The sequence below is a fragment of the Paenibacillus camerounensis genome (genome assembly GCF_000723885.1).
Taxonomy (GTDB): domain Bacteria; phylum Bacillota; class Bacilli; order Paenibacillales; family Paenibacillaceae; genus Paenibacillus_AQ; species Paenibacillus_AQ camerounensis.
On the sequence record NZ_CCDG010000040.1, the window covers coordinates 115197 to 132521 of the forward strand.

Consider the following 17325-nt stretch of genomic DNA (forward strand, 5'->3'; position numbering starts at 1 on the left):
AGTGTACTCTTATTAAAGCAGGTGTCGACATGAAAATCTCAATCGAACAGATCGCCAGAGAACAGGAAGAAGAAATTATTATCCGCTGCCATGAGGAGGATGAAGAAATCCAAGGCATTGTACATAGGCTGCAGACAGACAGTCTCGTGCTGCTTGGTTACCAGAAGGAACGGGTCCACCGGATCAGGCTTAGGGATATTTATTATTTTGAGGCTGTAGACGGAAAGGTGTTCATTTACTGCAGGAGCAGCGTGTACGAGGTCAAGCAAAAGCTCTATGAGCTGGAGGCCTTGTGCAGCAGGCTGAGCTGCTTTCGCGCATCCAAGTCTACCGTACTGAACATCGCCAAAATCGACATGGTTCGTCCGACAATCAGCGGCCGGTTCGAAGCTGTACTGGATAACGGGGAACGTGTGGTCATCTCCAGACAATACGTGCCTGTACTCAAAAATATGCTGGGATTATAGGGGGAAAGCGCATGAAGCCGGCACAACTGATAAAAGGGCTGCTAACCGACTTTTTAATGATTTTTGCAACTGTTATTATCATCATCACTATCCTAAGATCGCTCTTTTACCCTGACGAGGCCTTTGAGCTGACAACCGTTTATATCATAATGGGGTTTTCACTGGTCAGCACATTAATCGGAATTATCCTCTATACGCCTGAAGGGGTAAGCGAGCGGAATATGCGGATCAGGGTTATCATCCACTTTGCCGCTCTGGAGGTGATTCTGGTCTCTCTGGCGCTCGTGACCGGGATGTCAAAGGGGGTTGTACCTACGGCCATTATGGCTGTGCAGATTGCCGTAGTCTATGCTATCATCCGGCTGTTATCCTGGCAGCAGGATAAAAAAGAAGCGGAGCAGATTAACGAAAAGCTCCAGCTGCTGAGGACGGATAGACGGCAGGATTAAACACCTATTCAGGTTATTTTTACAGCTTATCGGCCTGTAGCTACAGCTTATTGAATTTCTATTTATTTCTCTCCGGCGGTTTCATAAGATGAACCCAAGAACTTACTTCACACCGGAGGAGATAATAAGAAGATGGAACTAGTATTGTTCGGAATTGTATTTATTATTGAGTTTGCTTTGACTGTATACTGTCTGGTAACGAAGCAGACGCACAGGAAATTAAAGAGCCTGGTTAGAATTGCTGAATTTATCGTATTGGCAACGCTAATTCTGCTCCCAGTAATTGAATGGAGCTTTTATTGGATTGTATGCACAGGTCTGCTGTTCCTTCTGGCTGTGAAAGGCTTGATTTCGCTGATTCGGCAGTCTAAAACAACTCTGCGTGTGTTCAAACGCTCTGCCACTCTGGCAAAAGCAATCCTTCTGCTCATTATGCTGACATTGGCCTTTACACCTGTTCTGCTCTTTCCGCAATATCGGTTGCCGGAGGTAACCGGTGACTATCCTGTCGCAACAGCTGTGTACACCTACACTGACAAGAGCCGGATAGAGCAATTTACAGATGCGGGTGAGCACAGGCAGGTAAATGTGGAGTTCTGGTACCCGGAGCAGGCTGATGGTACTTATCCGCTGCTGGTATTTTCCCATGGGGCATACGGGATCAGGTATAGCAACACCTCAACCTTTACGGAGCTTGCCAGTCACGGTTATGTTGTCGCTTCAATCGACCACCCTTATCATTCCTTTTATACAGAATCCGAGGATGGGAAGCTGACGATGATCAGCCCGGATTATTTTCAGGAAGCCAATGATATTAACAAGGCTGGAGTGTACACGGCTCAAGAGTTTGACGGAATCATTCAAAAATGGATGAAGCTGCGCACAGGCGACATGAGTTTGGTCATTGATACAGTGGTGGAGATGGCCGCAAAGGAGGACAGCCCTGCTGTCTATCAGCTGGTTGATCCGGCCAAAATCGGGGTATTCGGCCACTCGATGGGCGGCGCAGCCAGTGTCTGGCTCGGGCGTGAGCGCGGTGACCTCGGTGCCGTTGTCAATCTGGACGGCCCGCTGTTCAGCGAGCTTATTTATGACCAGGCAGCGGACCATTTTACCGCAGCTATCAAAGCCTATAACATCCCGCTGCTTAATATTTACTCCGACGATGTCTGGAAGCAGCTTGACTATGTCACTGTGTATGCCGGCAACAAAACGGCTGAACAAACTTTCGCCGATGTATACTCCGTGCATTTTCAGGGAGCCAATCACATGAGCCTGACCGATCTTCCGCTGTTCTCCCCGATTCTGGCTAATATGATGCCGGTCGGAAAAGCGGTCATTGATAAATACTACTGCATCGAGAACATGAATCAGCTGGTGCTGCAGTTTTTTGATTATACGCTGAAGGGGATTGGCAGGTTTACGCCGAAGGCGGAGTATTAGCTATTGGCTGAGCTGTTAATCATTCTTTTCCGAAGTTTAGAAAGTCCAAAAAATATAAGTAAGGTTACTCCTGCGAATATCGGCATTGATGAAGCAAATAACATAACTGCAATGATAAATAGCAGAATTCTTATAACCTGAATGGCAAGCAACATATGAAAACTCCTTTAATATTAGTTTTAAAAGGCCCATCCCAGGATGGACCTTCTTGTTGAAAAGCTTTTATTATCCCTGATAATCTCTTTTGGATTCCAGCTCGGCCAGAATATCCTTATCTTCCGCATTGTCCCGGGTAACCTTCTGCACGCCGATTGCACTATACGAGATCAGCAGGATAACAGCGACGTAGTATCCTTTTACATTTAACTGAAATGGAGCATTGTACAGGCCAATAAAGAACATACCGTAGCCGATAACCAGCCCGGCTATTGCCATCCCTGTAAAAGCTGCCGTATTTCTCATCCGGTGCTTCGGATTCTCCAGGCGGATCTCTCTATCCTCCGTATTGTCCCGGACGACCTTCTGCATAACGATACAGCTGATCGTAATGAGCACCATACACAGAATATAATAACCCTTTACATTCAGCTCCCAGCTGTCATTGTAGACACCCAGGCAGAATAAGAACAGGCCTGCTGCCAAGGCAAAATAAGAGGCCAAGGTGAAGGCAGTCGTATTACGCTTGCGGTACGTTTGATTCATCTGCTCAGTTCTCCCCCCCACTGCAATATGGAATGCATCATTCCTCCTCCACTATACCCTGAAAGTTCGGTGAAATTCTACCATAATTTATAGAGGATAGGGCCGTGAAAGCGGCGGTACGAAGCCTGCGGAGGATTGATGAACCATGCTGTGACTGGAACCCCGGGACGAATTCCATCGTCTCTTATGACTCCTTGAACCGGCATGTGTTGATATGAATCTTATTCAATATACCGCATGGCACGCTCTGTATGATATCTGGACAGATTCCTTGAAAACTGCTGATCCGGATATCCGCGGTGCAGCAGCTTCAGGCCTGCTGAGATTAATGCGATATGATGATGGAACCGGTAGAACCGCATTCTGTCAGGATCAAGGGAATCGTTCTGCAAATAGCGGTAATACTCGCCGAATCTGAATTCCAGAAAGCTATGCTCATGCTCGATATCAAAAAACCGCACGCCCTCAATATCAATCAGATAGGGTTCCAGCCTCTCATTCACCAGCAGATGGTCTGGACCGAGTTCGTCATGGATCAGCCCGTATTCTGTCCTTGGGCTGATCCTGGCTGCAAACTCCTCCAGTTTATCCAGCAGCTTCCCTTGGTTAGTATTAATGAGGTCAATATACTGCACTGCGTAAGCTAACTGCAGCTTTGCATTATCCTGCAGCACCAGATGACATTGGCCTATATTGTGCCCGCGCTCAGGCTGCTCCGGTGCCCCGAAGGTGTCTCTTTTAATGCCGTGCATTGCAGTTACCAGAGCCCTGACCTGCTGCAAAACATGCTCCTTAACCTCCGGATCAGGATGGCTGAAATAGGCTTCTGCTTTTTGCCCGTCTATATATTCAACCAGCGCATAATCAAACGTATAATCCGTTCTGTCATTATTCACGTTATAAAGCGCCGGCGTGCGGATGGAATGTTCCTTCAAAAACCTGTTGCTGGACGTAAACAGGCCGCTGCCATATGAACCTGCATTGATTGTATTTTGTTCGATTTCCTGCTGAAAAAAATTCATAGACAGGTCCCACACATAAAGCACACAGCTGAAACCGTTCGTGCAGTCTACCTTATAGACTACCTTTTGGGCACCGCCATGCATTCTGGACACACCTGAAACAGTGTATGAGCTTCCAAGCACCCCACTCACATATTTTTGCAACGCATCAGGGTTAAGGTGACCGCTAACATTCATTGAACAACACTCCAATCATCTGTATTGCCGGCTACCCCAATGTATAATATCCCCGCGCAAAAATATAGACTGTTTCTTTCCGTTCTGCTATGATGTTGAATAAGGTCTTTGTAAAAATGTCTATACGCAGCAGCCGCTCGATTTGATCGAGTCGGCTGCTTTTTTGTTGCTGTCTGTCCCCCTTATGTCCTTCTTAGCCAGGCTTTACCCAAAGCTTGTTGTGCTTTTAGGCTTTTGTTTTTCTTGGTTTTTTTTCTTGGCGTTTTGTTTCGGAGCGCAGCAATCGAAACACAAAAAGCGTTTGCTATGTACTATCAGCAAACGCTTTTTGCTGCTTCCCCCCACCTTGGCGAGGTGATGGGAGTAACGGAGGGAAAGTTTGGAGCTGGAGGAGCGGAGCGTCCGCCTTTATGTTTGGATTTCTACCGCGATTAGCGGTTCAAATCAGGAAATCCAAACATAACAGCGGCCGGAAGCCCAAAGCTTTCCCGGAGTTACGCCCAATCACCGAGCAGAGCGTTATTTCTTCGATGAGTATTTCCGCATATCAAACGATACCGCAGCGATAATAATAAGGCCTTTGATGATCAGTTGATAGTAAGGGCTGATGCCGATGAAGGTCAGGCCGTAGTTAATGAGAGTGAAGATGATGACCCCGACGAGTACGCCCGGAACGGTACCGATACCGCCTGTGGTGGATACGCCGCCGACTACGCAGGCCGCGATGGCATCAAGCTCGTACATGTTACCGTAGTTATTGGTTGCGCCGCCTGTTCTTGCGGCTTCGAGCACACCGGCCAGACCGTAAAGGGCGCCAGCAATGGCATAGATGTAGATCAGGTTCTTGGATACATTGATACCGGAAACCTTGGCAGCCTGCATGTTGCCGCCGATGGCGTACATGTTTTTGCCCAGCTTGGTTTTGTTGAACAGCACCCAGACTATGGCGGCGACGACGATCGCTATAATGACGATGTAGGGTATGGAATACTGGCCGCTGCCGATAAAGCCGGAGCCGATCCTGGTGAAGTCAGGACGCAGACCTCCGATGGGCTGCGACTGGTTCGGGTCCATATCAAAGTACAGGGAATTCAGGCCGTATACGATGAGCATGGTGCCCAGAGTAGCAATAAACGGCGGAACATTCAGCTTGGAAACGATGATACCGTTAATTAATCCGCAGAGAAGACCTGCAATGATGGCAATTACGATTGGAAGCAAGACATGCACCTGCGGCAGATCCGGGAAGAAACGGCGGGAATAATCCGGAATTTGCAGCATCGATGCCGAGATAACAGCGGTGAAGCCGACTACACGGCCTGCTGACAAGTCAGTACCCGCTGTAATCAGGATAAAGGCAACGCCAAGGGCAATAATGACGCGGGTTGAGGATTGGATCAGTACATCGCGTAAAGTATTAATCGACATGAAGCTTGGTTCGTATACGATAATCCCCATAATAAGAATGACAAGTACGATGTAAATCGCGTTCTGGGTTATAAAAGATTGTGCTTTTTTTACATCCATGAGTAATGTTCCTCCTTAGTTGTTACGCGAAGTTTTACTTGTCTATCTTGCGCTGAATCAGCTTAACTGACAGCAATTAAGTCTTCGCTTTTCTTTATACTGCCCCTATCCTAATGCTGTGCGGCGAGACGCATAACTTCGGTTTCCGTAGCCTGGTCGCCTTCTAATATTCCGGTGAGCCGTCCTTCCGACATGACCATTACACGGTCAGACATGCCCAGCAGCTCCGGCATCTCGGAGGAGATCATAATAATGCTCTTACCCTGCTTCGCCAGATCGGCAATGATGGAGTAAATTTCGAACTTGGCACCGACGTCAATTCCGCGTGTCGGCTCGTCAAGCAGCAGCACCTCCGGCTCGGTAAGCAGCCATCTGGCCAGCAGCACCTTTTGCTGGTTACCGCCTGAGAGGTTCATGATCTGTACCTTGGTGGTAGGTGTCTTCGTGCGGAGCTTCTCGATCATCCGGTCCACATCAACCTTTTTCTTCTTGCCGTCGAGCAGCAGATAAGGCTTCCGGTAGCGGTCCAGATTGGCGATCGCCCCGTTCTCATGAACGGACAGCACCGGGAAAATACCGGTCACGCGGCGTTCTTCCGTCAGCAGCGCCAGCCCGTGCTTTTTAGCATCCTGGGGAGAATTGATATTCACCTTTTTGCCGTCAATGGAGATGCTGCCGGACTGGATGGCTCTGAGTCCGAACAGGGCTTCAACAACCTCCGTACGCTGTGCGCCCACCAGTCCGCCGACACCGAGAATTTCCCCGCGTCTGAGATTGAATGAGACATCCTTGAACGATCTTGGCTCTGGAGAGGTCAGCCCCTCCACCTTCAGATAGACCTCGCCGGGAACGTTATTGCGTTCCGGGAAGCGGTTGGTCAGGTCGCGCCCGACCATTCTGGAGATAATCAGGTCCGTCGTCAGTTCAGCAGACGGCCAGGTCCCGATCTTTTTACCGTCACGCATAATCGTTACTTCATCAGAGATTTCCAGAATCTCTTCCATCTTGTGAGATATATAGATAATAGCTACGCCTCTTTTTTGCAGGTCCCGGATGATCCGGAACAGATGCTCAACTTCCACGCTTGTCAGGGAAGAGGTCGGCTCATCCATGACAATAACGCGGGAATGAAAAGAAACGGCCTTCGCGATTTCAATGGATTGGATTTTGGATACGGACAGCTTGCCCACCAAGGTTTCGGGATTCAGATCAATGTCGAGATCCTTGAACAGGCTTGCCGTATCAGCATACATTTTTTTGTGGTCAATGAACTGAATAGGTCCGATTCCCTTGGTAGGAAAACGTCCCAGCCAGATGTTCTCCATCACGCTCCGGAACGGTACCGGATGCAGCTCCTGGTGAATCATTGAAATCCCGTGCCCGAGGGCATCGTTGGAATTGGTAATGCTGGCTTTTTCGCCATTCAGAAAGATCTCACCGGCGTCCGGTGAATAAATACCAAAGAGACATTTCATCAGTGTAGATTTACCTGCCCCGTTTTCGCCCATCAGTGCATGTACCGAACCCGGTCTAACCTTAAGGCTTACTCCGTCCAGCGCTTTGACGCCGGGGAATTCTTTTGTAATATTGTTCATTTCCAGCAAAAACTCAGCATTAGCCATGTTGTTACGCCCCCTACGCTTTTTTCTTTTTCCATGAGAGGCACAGCGGTTCTATCCTGTTCCCTACCCTTAAGGAAGTCCGGAGAGCGGATGGGCCCGCTCCCCGGTTATCATTTTTATCTATTAGTCCTGTTGCCAGAAGCTATTATTGCGCGTCAGCTACGTTATCTTTAGTAATCTTTTTGTAAGAGATCCATACGTACTGGTTATCCGTGATATCAAAGCCTACATTATCTTTCGTAGGTGTTTCGCCTTTAGCCAGCAGAGCTGCAACTGTAATTGCCGCTTTACCCTGGTTGTTCGCATCATTCAGCACCGTTCCGAGCATGGTTCCGTCCTGCAGAGCCTGAACCGCCGGAGCTGTAGCATCAACGCCTACTACCGGCATATACTTGTCGCCAGTGAAGTAGCCTTGTGCTTTCAATGCTTCAATTGCTCCCAGTGCCATATCATCGTTGTTGGCCAGAACCGCTTCGATCTTGTCGCCGTGGGAGCCAAGGAATGCCGCCATTTTTTCCTGTCCTTTTACACGGTCCCACATGGCAGTATCTTCAGCCAGCTTCTCAACCTTGATACCGGCATCTTCGATGGCCTGGATGGAGTACGTGGTGCGCAGCTCAGCATCCTGGTGTCCCGGTTCGCCTTTGAGCATTACGTACTGGAGCACGCCGTCGCCGTTTTTGTCAGCTTCAGGGTGAGCTTTCCAGTAATCAACGATCAGCTGGCCGGACATGGTGCCGGACTCTTCTGCTTTTGCACCGACATAGTAGACTTTATCCCACTTTTTCATATCTTCAGGCAGCGGTTCACGGTTCAGGAATACTACCGGAATGTCAGCAGCCTTAGCTTTGTCGATAATTACGCCTGCAGCAGTGCGGTCAACCGGGTTGATCAGCATGCCGTCATATTTCTTGGTAACAAACAGATCAACCTTGTCATTCTGGGTCGGCTGGGAGTTCTGGCTGTCTACGATATCAACCGTTGCAATGCCTTTTGCCGCTGCATCAATTGCGTTACGGACGCCGGTCATAAAGGTATCATCGAATTTGTAGATGGCAACACCGACTTTTGGCGTTGCACCGCTGCCGGAATTGGCTGTGTCTTTTGCCGCATTGCCGGCCGGAGCATTTGTTGCCACTGTATTGTCAGAGTTGTTATTGCCGCCGCAGCCTGCCAAAGCAGCACCCAGCAATGCACTGGCGAGTAGTACGGAAGTGAGTTTTTTCATAATTTAATGACCTCCTGGTGATATTTCTTTAATAGTGTGTCCGTGTGTCTCAGGCACATCCTTATTATGCCTCACGTGAAAACGGTTGCGAATATAAAATACTACTGTCTTTTATGAAAATTCTCATGTTATAAAAATACTATCTTACGAACGGAAACAGCAGCTTCTGGTTCTCCGGGTACAGCATATTGTCCAGATCAATCAGCTTCGTCCCGGTATCCACGCGTTCCGGCACTTCCATCCCCTGCACCGCTTCCACGGCATATTTCACTGCCAGATAGCCGTTGCTGAACGGATTCTGAATGACGGTAGCCTGAACCGTACCGTTTTGGAGAAGCTCCAGCATGGACGGCGAGCTGTCAAAAGCAACCATTTTGATAATATTGTCAAGTCCCTGGCTCTGGATAACCTTGCCTGCTCCCTGGGAGGCCGTTTCATTCAGTGTAGCAATGCCGCGCAGTCCGGGATGGTTCTCCAGCATTTGCCGGGTCAGAGCCTCGGCTTCGGTTGTATTGGAGGAGGTATACGAGATCTGCACCACATCAATGTTAGGATAACGCGCGGCATAGTTCAGAAACCCCTTCTCCCGCTCATCCGCATCACGCGCACCGTAATCAATGGAGCCGGATACTTGCTGCTCATTCAATGAAGCACTGGTAAAGTTAAGAATGCCGATCTCACCCGTGCCGTTCAGCAGCGTTATCAGTCGTTCTGCCGATTTCTGTCCGGCCTCATAGCCGTTGGAGCCGACATACGCCCGTACCTTTGCAGAGCCTACTTCGGCATCAACTGAAACAACCGGGATTTTGGAATAGGCAGCCTGGTCAACTACCTGGGCTAATCCCATATAGCTGCTCGCCGCCAGTATGATTGCATCCGCATGCTGGCTGATCGAATCCTCGACCATGGCCACCTGCTCATCAATCATGCTTTCGGAATCCGGCGCCTTGAAGGTCAGCTTGACATTGAACTCCTTGGCGGCTGCTTCCGCCCCCAGCTTGACCGTATTCCAGTAATCACCCTTGTTCATTTTGACGATCATATGGATATTTCGCGTGTTTTTGGTGTTGATATATACAGGTGACGAATTGAAAAAGCAGGAGGTAACCGATAGCCACACCAGCGCGCACATCAGTACTGTCAGCAATATACGTGTAATCTTCATTACGATTCCTCCCCTCCTTTCTCAACCGGGCTGCTGCTGAGCGCCGGAAATACAATAGTCACGATTGTCCCTTCCTCCAGCTCACTTTCGAAGGTAAGCCCGAATTCGCGGCCGTAATAGAGACTGATCCGTTCATTTACATTCCGTACCCCGACGCCGGAGCCACCGCCGGTTTTTCCGCTTTTAACACCGCCGCTGAGGAGCGTATTCAATATCTCTTTGGACATGCCGATCCCGTTATCGCTGACCTTGATCACAATCAGATCCTGCTGCAGCTCGGCGGTAATCAGCACCAGGCCTTCGTCCGGCGACATTTCAATGCCGTGATACAGGGCATTCTCCACAATCGGCTGCAGAATCAGCTTAATGGTCTGCAGTTGGAGCACCTCGTCCTGCGCCTTGATCTCGAAGCGGAATTTATTTTTGAAGCGGAAGCTCTGAATCACCAGATAATGGCGGATATGATCCAGCTCCTCCTGCACAGTTATGATGTTATTTCCTTTGCTGAGGCTGATCCGGAAAAACTTCGAGAGCGACTGGATCATCGTGATGACCTCATCATTTTTGCCGCGCTCGGCCAGCCGGACGACAGAATTCAGCGTATTGTACAGAAAATGCGGATTAATCTGCGATTGCAGCACCTCAAGCTCGCCCTTGCGCTTGGTCTCCTGCTCATAGATAATCTGGTCCATCAGCTGGCGGATCCGCTGCAGCATCAGATTAAAACGCCTCGACAGCTGCTCTACCTCATAAGCACCGCTAACGTTAATCGGGGTGTTCAGATCCCCTTCACCAACCAGCTTGACGGTTCGTTCCAGCTTCCGGATCGGACCTGCAATCAGCCAGGAGAGGAAGACGGATACGGCAATAACGCAGAGAATGACTACAGCAAGGAACCAGATCAGGAACTGGTTAAGATCCCGCTTGGTGGTTACAATCTCATCGTAATATGCGACACCGACAATCTTCCAGCCGGTCTCCTCGACGGTCCGCACCGTAATGAACCGTTTCTCCCCGGTGGATTCATCCAGGTAGCTCCGGTAGGCATACTCAAGAACCGGCTCCACATTCTCATACTTCAGGCCGGCATAGATCAGCTGCTGCTGGGGGTGATAGACGATATTGCCCAGCGGGTCGAGAATATAAGCGTATCCCCGCTTGCCGAGCTTCACCTGGCGGCTGAGCTGGTCTATTGTCCGGAAGTTAAAATCTATCAGCAAAATACCGGACTTCAGCTCCCCGTCCTGCTTATACTGGATCATTTTGCTGATGGATACGACCCATGTATATTTTCCTTTGAACAAATTCTGGATATGCGGCGCGGAATAAGAGATATCCGGCGATTTCTGGGCACTGGTGAACCAGCTCTGGCTCTGAAGCTGTGTGTTCAGGCGCATCTGCTGGCCCGGAGTTCCGACGACATATTGCCCTTGAGGGGTAAAAACAGCCACCGATACCAGATCCTCGCGGCTGCTCATCAGCGTATCCATACGTTCATTAAGCAGAGGCGAATCAATGGATGCGCTGGTGGTAATCTGCTTCTCTGCCGTATCAAAAATATTGCCCATCCCCTTCACGTACAGCTCCAGGTTGTAATTAACCTGCTCAATAATCTGCTGCATGTTCAGGTTGGCGTTCTCCTCCGCCGTCTTGGCGAATTTGTTGTACAGCATAAAACCGACAATGACCGCAACAAGCACGGCCACTGTCGTGAAGGATAATGTTATGATCAGCTGGATACTGCGCAGCTTGGCCGAGAGGCGCATCCGGCCGCGCTGGCCGGGCTGCGGACGCAGCGGGAAGAAATCCGCCTTGCTTTTGTTCATCTTTTATCCTCCCCGGGAGCTGTTCTTATACTCTTTGGGCGACTGCCCGTATTTTTTGCGGAAGCAGAAGCTGAAATAATTCGGGTCGGAGAAGCCGATTTTTTCGGCGATTTCAAACGCCTTCAGCTCTGTGGAGCGGAGCAGCTCCTTGGCCGCCTCCAGGCGGATCTGCAGCAGATAGCTGACAAAGGTCATTTTCATTTCTTTTTTAAAAATACTGCTGAAATAGCCGGTGCTGATATGCAGATGCTGACAGACACGGCCGATTGAAATATCAGATTCCTCATAGTGGCTGCGGATGTATTCTTTGGCCTGATCCATCAGCTGCTTGTAGCTGGACTGGCGCTCGGAGGCGATGGAGTCCATCAGCCGGGTGCAGATACGGATGATCCACAGCTTCGCTTCGCCCATATTATTGAATTTATGCAATTCAGACAGCGTGGACAGGCCCGGGCCGATAAAATCCGCAGCTTCACTGCCCGACTCCTTGGCAACCCGCAGAATGGACGTAATAATCTCCAGTAGAAAAATCTGATAATCCTGGGTTGAGACCTGAGCGGTATCCAGACCGCCGAAGAGCTCGTCCACAACCTGTCTCAGCTCATGAACCGTACCCAGCTTAATTGTACGGATCAGCGACTGCTGGGTCAGCTCATCAAAGGCAGGCAGCTGATGGGCTCTGGACTCGACATCCTCAATCCATATGACTCTGTTATTGCCGAGAATAAGCCGGTAGTCCAAGGCCTGCATCGCATCGGAAAAGGAGTTGAACAGCATCGCCGCTGACTGGCAGACTGTACCTGCACCGGCTGTCACCGTCAGCTTGAGAAACCGCTGCACATTCTGGCGGATCTCTTCAAGAATTGCAAAGGTACTGCCGGTAATCTCAGTCTCGTCCGCCGCCCGGCTGACAGAGAGCAGCACTACATCATCCCGGTGAATAAACACCTTGCCGAAGGCATGCTTCTGGCATATTTCCCCGGCAATATTCAGAATTGCGAACAGCTGCAGATTATGGTCCCCGGTGTCCCGCAGGGAGATATGCCAGCCGGCAGCCGGCCCTTCCGTTTCTCCGGAATGAATATAGTCAATGCTGATAACGGAGGCCTGAAACTGTCTTCCATTCAGATCAATACTATATTCAGAGCTTTTATCCCTGATCTCTTGCAGGGGCAGCCGGCGGGATACCAGCGAGGAGAGGAACTGCTCCCGCAGCACCGGAAGGCTTTTGCGGTAATGCTCACTGAGGACATATACATTTTCCTTCTCGGCAATTTCTGCTTCAATGACCGCTCTTACCTTAAGCAGCACATCGATCAGTTCCTGTGATGAGAACGGTTTCAAAATATACTCATCAATCTGCAGCTTGATTGCCTTCTGCGCGTATTCAAACTCATCGAAGCCGGTAAGAATAATGATCTTTGTATTGGGATGACGGCTACGGATCCACTCGGCCAGCTGCAGGCCGTTCATGAACGGCATCTGAATGTCTGTGACGACTACGTCCGGCATATGGCGGTCCACCGCTTCAGCCGCTTCCCGGCCGTTCTCTGCCTGTTCAACCACTTCAAAGCCGTATTTCTCCCAGTCAATCTGCGCAATGATCCCTTCTCTTACATCTTCCTCGTCTTCGGCGAGAATCAATTTATACATGCTTCATCCCTCTTTGGATTACAGATTTAGACTTAACCTATTCATCGTTATATTAGCATGCCAAAACGGGAGTACAGCAGCGAAAAGGTAGACCGGATGTTTCGCTTCCCTCCAATTTTGTTTAAAAGAATAAGTCTGCTGCTATAGCAGCATTTCACTATAATATTAGTTTGCCCGTTTGGCAAGGGTCAACTCAAATAATCCTCCGCCTATGGAAGAGGGGGAGGAACAAAAAAAACCATCCCGTAGCTCCGGGATGGGGATGATTGCACGTATAAGATTTACACCAGGGCTTTGCTGAAGCGGTAGCCCGCGCTTTTCTCGAACCCGATGTGACGGTAGAACGCATGAGCCGGTGCGCGTTCCACGCGGTTACCGCTTCTGAGGAACAGCTGGCAGCAGCCCTTCTGGCGGGCCCACTCTTCTGCTGCGCTGACCAGTCTTTTGCCGAGCCCGTGTCCTCTAAGATCCTCTGATACGATCAGTGCAGTAATTTCCGTAATGCAGTCTGCCTGCTTATAATAGGATTTTACTTGATGAAGATCAATCATTCCCACAACTTCATTGTCCAGTTCAGCAACCATTGTGCAGTGGAACGGATCATGCTCCATGCCTTCCATTCTCTCTTTCATCACGCTAAGCGTTGTCGGATAGCCGAATTCACGCAAAAGAGCAGTGACTCTCTCCAAATCACATTCACTCCATTTGCGAATTTGCAGTACCTGCTCCTGAGTACTACTGTTCATCCTCATATACCTCCACTTTTAGCATAGACGCCGCCTGTTTGGCTGCCGTCCGCGCGATATTTACATCTTCCGCTGCACTTAAGGTTACTGCCATCCGCCGTCCGTGACGGATTTCAGGTTTACCGAATACCCTTACCTGTGTGCGAGGCAGTGCCAGCGCTTCACCGATGCCGGAGATTGTAAAGGCTTGTCCTTCAGCCTCCGCCTTCAGGGTAGCCGATGCCCCCGGTGTGATAAGCGTTACCGAGTCCAGCGGAAATCCAAGAATGGCTCTGACATGCAGAGCAAATTCCGATAAATCCTGTGTAATCATGGTGACCATTCCCGTATCATGAGGCCGCGGCGATACTTCGCTGAACAGCACTCCCTGATCCGTCAAAAACAGCTCCACTCCAAAAATCCCGAGTCCGCCTAGTTGATCTGTTACTGCAAGGGCGATTGCCTGCGCTTCAGCAAGCTGTTCCCCGCTCATCTGATGCGGCTGCCAGGATTCGACATAATCGCCGTCCTTCTGGATATGGCCGATCGGCGGACAGAATACGGTACCGCTTGCCGTCCGCACCGTCAGCAGTGTAATCTCGCTTTCAAATGTGACGAACCCTTCGGCGATAACGCGGGTTCCTTTGGCACGCGCGCCTTCAAGCGCCGTATTCCAGGAGGCTTCCGCATCCTCCGGCTGTCTGCAGATGCTCTGCCCTTTGCCCGAGGAGCTCATAATCGGCTTAATAACACAAGGTGTGCCCAGCTCATCAAGCGCAGCGCGCAGCTCTTCCAGACTGTCGGCGAAGCGGTAAGGCGCAGTAGGTAATCCAAGCTCTTCGGCGGCAAGCCGGCGGATGCCCTCACGGTCCATGGTCAGGCGGGCTGCACGGGCGGTTGGAACGACATTGTAGCCTTCCTCCTCCAGCTCCAGCAGCGCGTGAGTGGCAATCGCTTCAATCTCCGGCACAATCAGATCCGGCTGCTCCTTGCGGATCAGCGCTTTGAGTGCTTCTGCGTCAAGCATATCAATAACATAGGAACGGTGAGCAACGCCCATTGCAGGGGCGTCAGGATAACGGTCTACAGCTACGGTCTCTACGCCAAGGCGCTGAGCTTCGATAATGACTTCTTTACCCAATTCTCCGCTGCCCAGGAGCAGCAGCTTACGGCTTTGGGCGGAAAAAGGAGCTCCCCACATTGTCGATTTCAACCTCTTTCGCAAATTTGACTGCTGATTTTCAAGGTTTCTGTAAACGGACAGCAGTTTCATTGTAAATTTCCAGGCTTCTTTATTTTCTTCCATCAGCCGTTAATTTGCAAGTGTTCTTCGACATTTTCCTACAAACTTCACAGAACTTTATTCAAAAATCCGTCGAAATTTTGTTCCAGCTGCTGCAGCCGGGTCACAATGTCACCCCAGTGCTCCGCTGAATCACCTCCTTTCAGCAGCTCAGCCAGCGCTTCCTCCCGTTCGTTCAGGGCTTCTCTCAGCCTGTCTGCAGCCTGTGCCAGCGCAGTGTTCAAGGCATCGGCGTAAAAGCCAAGCAGGATCTGCTGCTCCGCTTCTGCCGCCGCAGTGAGCGCCTCTTTCAGCAGCGGCTCTGCAGCTGCCCGCAGCTCATTACGGCCAGGCCCTTCAAAGAAGTGACGGGGCGATCTGAACCGGCTCCAGAGGCCGGACCAGTCGATCGGGGAAAGCGCTGCTTCCAGCTTATCCGGCGCAGTCCAGCGCTCCTGCCCGTTCACCGGCAGCAGCAGCTCCCGGCTGGACAGGGACAGCTCTTCTGCCGCAGCCTGTGCAGCCTGGCTGACCAGCCGGATTCCGGCTGCTTCCAGCCGCAGCGTAGTGGCCCATAATTCCTGCTCCAGCTCCCGCTGCAGCGAGCGTTCCAGCTCCCGGCCGCAGGCAATGAAGATATCCTTCAGATTACGGGCATCCTCGCGCAGCAGCGAAGGGTGGAACGACTCCTGAAAAAAGCTGCCCAGCGCAAAGCCGATCCGCTGGCGGACATGATAGATCAATTCTTCGCCTTCACGCCGTAAATCGCGGCCCGGCCGTTCTTCCGCAGCGAGCAGGGCCAGACGTTGTGCTGCGGCTACTTTACGCGCCTGCAGCTCCTCCATCCCTGCTTCCCTGCGGCTTGCTTCCGCTGCGGCCAGCTCCTGCCACTCCTCTGCTCTCAGCCGTACGGAGGTAATGCTGCCTCTGGCGGCATTCAGCGACAGCTGCGGCAGCTCTCCGCCGGCGAACTGCGCCAAGGCTTCCTCAAAGCCGCGGAAGCGGGAGGCCTCATACCGTTCCTGTCCCTCTCCCGTCTTGCCTTCCAGGGCCAGCAGGCTGGATAAGGCAAAGATACGCGGCGCTGTCAGGCCGCCGGCCCGCAGATTCCGGACTACATGCCCCTTAACCTCTTCCAGCTCCTCTTCACTGCTTGCCAGGTCAGAGGCATTGATGATAAAGAACATCTTATCCAGGGCAAAGCTGTCCTTGATCCTTCCAAGCTGGGCCAGCAGGCCGCGGTCTGCCTTCGAAAATGCATGATTATAATAGGTCACAAAGCAGATTGCATCCGCGTTCTTCATATATCCAAAGGTTACGCCGGTATGGCGTGCATGCAGAGAATCTGCTCCCGGCGTATCGACCAGAATGATACCGCTTGCGGTAAGCGGACAGTCATAATACAGATCTGTGCCCTGAATGAAGCAGGCCCGGGTCTCATCGGCAACCAGGCTGCGGTATTCCTGCAGATCGACAGTCCGGACAGTGCCGAGCAGCCCTTCTGCCTGCTGCCAGCCCGCCGCCGCTGCCCGCAGGAAGCCGATATGCGGCAGTGCCGAAGGATGCAGGCCGCCTGCCTGCAGGTTAGCGGCAGCAGCTGTCCAGGACTGATACTGCGGCACCGGCAGCTGCAGCACACCGAAGGAGTGGACGATATCGTCCCAGAATTCCTGCTGCGACTTCATGGTAATCACGGCATTCCCGTGCCGGTACTCCCCCTCCGGCGCAAGTATGCGCCCGACGGCGGCTGTGGCGGGATGCGGAGACACAGGCAGCACGTCTTCGCCCAGCAGGGCGTTGGCGAAGGAGGACTTGCCGGCGCTGAATGCCCCGAACAGCGCCAGTGTAAAGCGGCCGCCGGAGAGGTCCTCCGCCCGCGCCGCCAGGCTGCGCGCCGCCGAGGCCATCGCCGGCTCGCCGCGCAGCAGCTCCGCCGCAGCGTCCAGCACCGCTGCGGCCTGCCCCAGCCGGCGGCGGCACGCCCGCCCGCGACCCGGTCTCTTATACACACCTGCCGCTGCCGACGAACTGGGAGGG

General features: G+C 51.5%; 14 protein-coding genes and 1 pseudogene. 3 read left to right on the forward strand and 12 right to left on the reverse strand.

The features are described 5' to 3' along the window. Positions 1 to 29: 29 nt before the first annotated feature. From BN3772_RS15755 to BN3772_RS15765, 3 genes are all read left to right on the forward strand, one after another. Positions 30 to 467 carry a LytTR family DNA-binding domain-containing protein gene (locus tag BN3772_RS15755; protein WP_042200610.1) on the forward strand — a complete coding sequence of 146 codons (438 nt, stop codon included), beginning with the start codon at positions 30 to 32 and terminating at the stop codon, positions 465 to 467. An 11-nt stretch (positions 468 to 478) separates the two neighbouring features. Beyond that, positions 479 to 916, forward strand: coding sequence for a DUF3021 family protein (locus tag BN3772_RS15760; RefSeq protein WP_042200611.1), 438 nt, complete (start codon positions 479 to 481; stop codon positions 914 to 916). A gap of 132 nt (positions 917 to 1048) precedes the next feature. Continuing rightward, a complete protein-coding gene (locus tag BN3772_RS15765) occupies positions 1049 to 2359 on the forward strand; it encodes an alpha/beta hydrolase family protein (protein ID WP_042200612.1) in 1311 nt (436 codons plus the stop codon). 225 nt (positions 2360 to 2584) lie between these two features. On the opposite strand, the gene BN3772_RS31730 is transcribed toward BN3772_RS15765, so the two are convergent. The 12 genes and pseudogenes from BN3772_RS31730 to BN3772_RS15820 form a co-directional block, all read right to left on the reverse strand. Next, positions 2585 to 2887 (reverse strand): YiaA/YiaB family inner membrane protein, encoded by a 303-nt coding sequence (locus BN3772_RS31730; RefSeq protein ID WP_425280445.1) that lies wholly within the window; start codon positions 2885 to 2887, stop codon positions 2585 to 2587. Continuing rightward, positions 2879 to 3061 (reverse strand): annotated as a pseudogene (locus tag BN3772_RS31735) (YiaA/YiaB family inner membrane protein); the annotation flags it as partial. The gene BN3772_RS31730 and the pseudogene BN3772_RS31735, both read right to left, overlap by 9 nt. Positions 3062 to 3282: 221 nt before the next feature. Further along, positions 3283 to 4260 (reverse strand): phosphotransferase, encoded by a 978-nt coding sequence (locus BN3772_RS15775; RefSeq protein WP_042200616.1) that lies wholly within the window; start codon positions 4258 to 4260, stop codon positions 3283 to 3285. Between the two features lie 519 nt (positions 4261 to 4779). Next, positions 4780 to 5787 carry a galactose/methyl galactoside ABC transporter permease MglC gene (gene mglC, locus BN3772_RS15780; protein ID WP_042200618.1) on the reverse strand — a complete coding sequence of 336 codons (1008 nt, stop codon included), beginning with the start codon at positions 5785 to 5787 and terminating at the stop codon, positions 4780 to 4782. Between the two features lie 110 nt (positions 5788 to 5897). Next, positions 5898 to 7409, reverse strand: a complete 1512-nt coding sequence (locus BN3772_RS15785) for a sugar ABC transporter ATP-binding protein (protein WP_042200619.1) — start codon at positions 7407 to 7409, stop codon at positions 5898 to 5900. A 145-nt stretch (positions 7410 to 7554) separates the two neighbouring features. Next, positions 7555 to 8637: a galactose ABC transporter substrate-binding protein gene (locus BN3772_RS15790; protein ID WP_086074604.1), complete on the reverse strand. Its 1083-nt coding sequence runs from the start codon at positions 8635 to 8637 to the stop codon at positions 7555 to 7557. Between the two features lie 139 nt (positions 8638 to 8776). After that, complete coding sequence (locus BN3772_RS15795) at positions 8777 to 9802, reverse strand: substrate-binding domain-containing protein (RefSeq protein ID WP_042200621.1); 1026 nt, start codon at positions 9800 to 9802, stop codon at positions 8777 to 8779. Then, positions 9802 to 11628 carry a sensor histidine kinase gene (locus BN3772_RS15800; protein ID WP_341872576.1) on the reverse strand — a complete coding sequence of 609 codons (1827 nt, stop codon included), beginning with the start codon at positions 11626 to 11628 and terminating at the stop codon, positions 9802 to 9804. The genes BN3772_RS15795 and BN3772_RS15800 overlap by 1 nt, the downstream gene beginning before the upstream one ends. A 3-nt stretch (positions 11629 to 11631) precedes the next feature. Further along, on the reverse strand, positions 11632 to 13281 hold the full coding sequence (locus BN3772_RS15805; protein WP_042200622.1) for a response regulator: 1650 nt from the start codon (positions 13279 to 13281) through the stop codon (positions 11632 to 11634). A 281-nt stretch (positions 13282 to 13562) separates the two neighbouring features. Next, positions 13563 to 14027 (reverse strand): GNAT family N-acetyltransferase, encoded by a 465-nt coding sequence (locus tag BN3772_RS15810; protein ID WP_086074605.1) that lies wholly within the window; start codon positions 14025 to 14027, stop codon positions 13563 to 13565. Beyond that, entirely contained in the window at positions 14017 to 15207 is a 1191-nt protein-coding gene (gene purT, locus BN3772_RS15815) for a formate-dependent phosphoribosylglycinamide formyltransferase (protein WP_042200624.1), read from the reverse strand. Before purT ends, BN3772_RS15810 begins: the two co-directional genes overlap by 11 nt. A gap of 149 nt (positions 15208 to 15356) precedes the next feature. After that, a partial coding sequence (locus tag BN3772_RS15820) for a dynamin family protein (protein WP_042200649.1) occupies positions 15357 to 17325 on the reverse strand: 1969 nt, incomplete at its 5' end.

What these genes read in the sequence shown, in the direction of transcription:
- BN3772_RS15775 (WP_042200616.1), bottom strand. Translation starts at nt 4,260, where the DNA reads ATGAATGTTAGCGGTCACCTTAACCCTGATGCGTTGCAAAAATATGTG.
- BN3772_RS15810 (WP_086074605.1), bottom strand. Translation starts at nt 14,027, where the DNA reads ATGAACAGTAGTACTCAGGAGCAGGTACTGCAAATTCGCAAATGGAGT.
- BN3772_RS15765 (WP_042200612.1), top strand. Translation starts at nt 1,049, where the DNA reads ATGGAACTAGTATTGTTCGGAATTGTATTTATTATTGAGTTTGCTTTG.
- BN3772_RS15795 (WP_042200621.1), bottom strand. Translation starts at nt 9,802, where the DNA reads ATGAAGATTACACGTATATTGCTGACAGTACTGATGTGCGCGCTGGTG.
- BN3772_RS15755 (WP_042200610.1), top strand. Translation starts at nt 30, where the DNA reads ATGAAAATCTCAATCGAACAGATCGCCAGAGAACAGGAAGAAGAAATT.
- BN3772_RS15785 (WP_042200619.1), bottom strand. Translation starts at nt 7,409, where the DNA reads ATGGCTAATGCTGAGTTTTTGCTGGAAATGAACAATATTACAAAAGAA.
- purT (WP_042200624.1), bottom strand. Translation starts at nt 15,207, where the DNA reads ATGTGGGGAGCTCCTTTTTCCGCCCAAAGCCGTAAGCTGCTGCTCCTG.
- BN3772_RS15790 (WP_086074604.1), bottom strand. Translation starts at nt 8,637, where the DNA reads ATGAAAAAACTCACTTCCGTACTACTCGCCAGTGCATTGCTGGGTGCT.
- BN3772_RS31730 (WP_425280445.1), bottom strand. Translation starts at nt 2,887, where the DNA reads ATGCAGAAGGTCGTCCGGGACAATACGGAGGATAGAGAGATCCGCCTG.
- BN3772_RS15805 (WP_042200622.1), bottom strand. Translation starts at nt 13,281, where the DNA reads ATGTATAAATTGATTCTCGCCGAAGACGAGGAAGATGTAAGAGAAGGG.
- BN3772_RS15800 (WP_341872576.1), bottom strand. Translation starts at nt 11,628, where the DNA reads ATGAACAAAAGCAAGGCGGATTTCTTCCCGCTGCGTCCGCAGCCCGGC.
- mglC (WP_042200618.1), bottom strand. Translation starts at nt 5,787, where the DNA reads ATGGATGTAAAAAAAGCACAATCTTTTATAACCCAGAACGCGATTTAC.
- BN3772_RS15760 (WP_042200611.1), top strand. Translation starts at nt 479, where the DNA reads ATGAAGCCGGCACAACTGATAAAAGGGCTGCTAACCGACTTTTTAATG.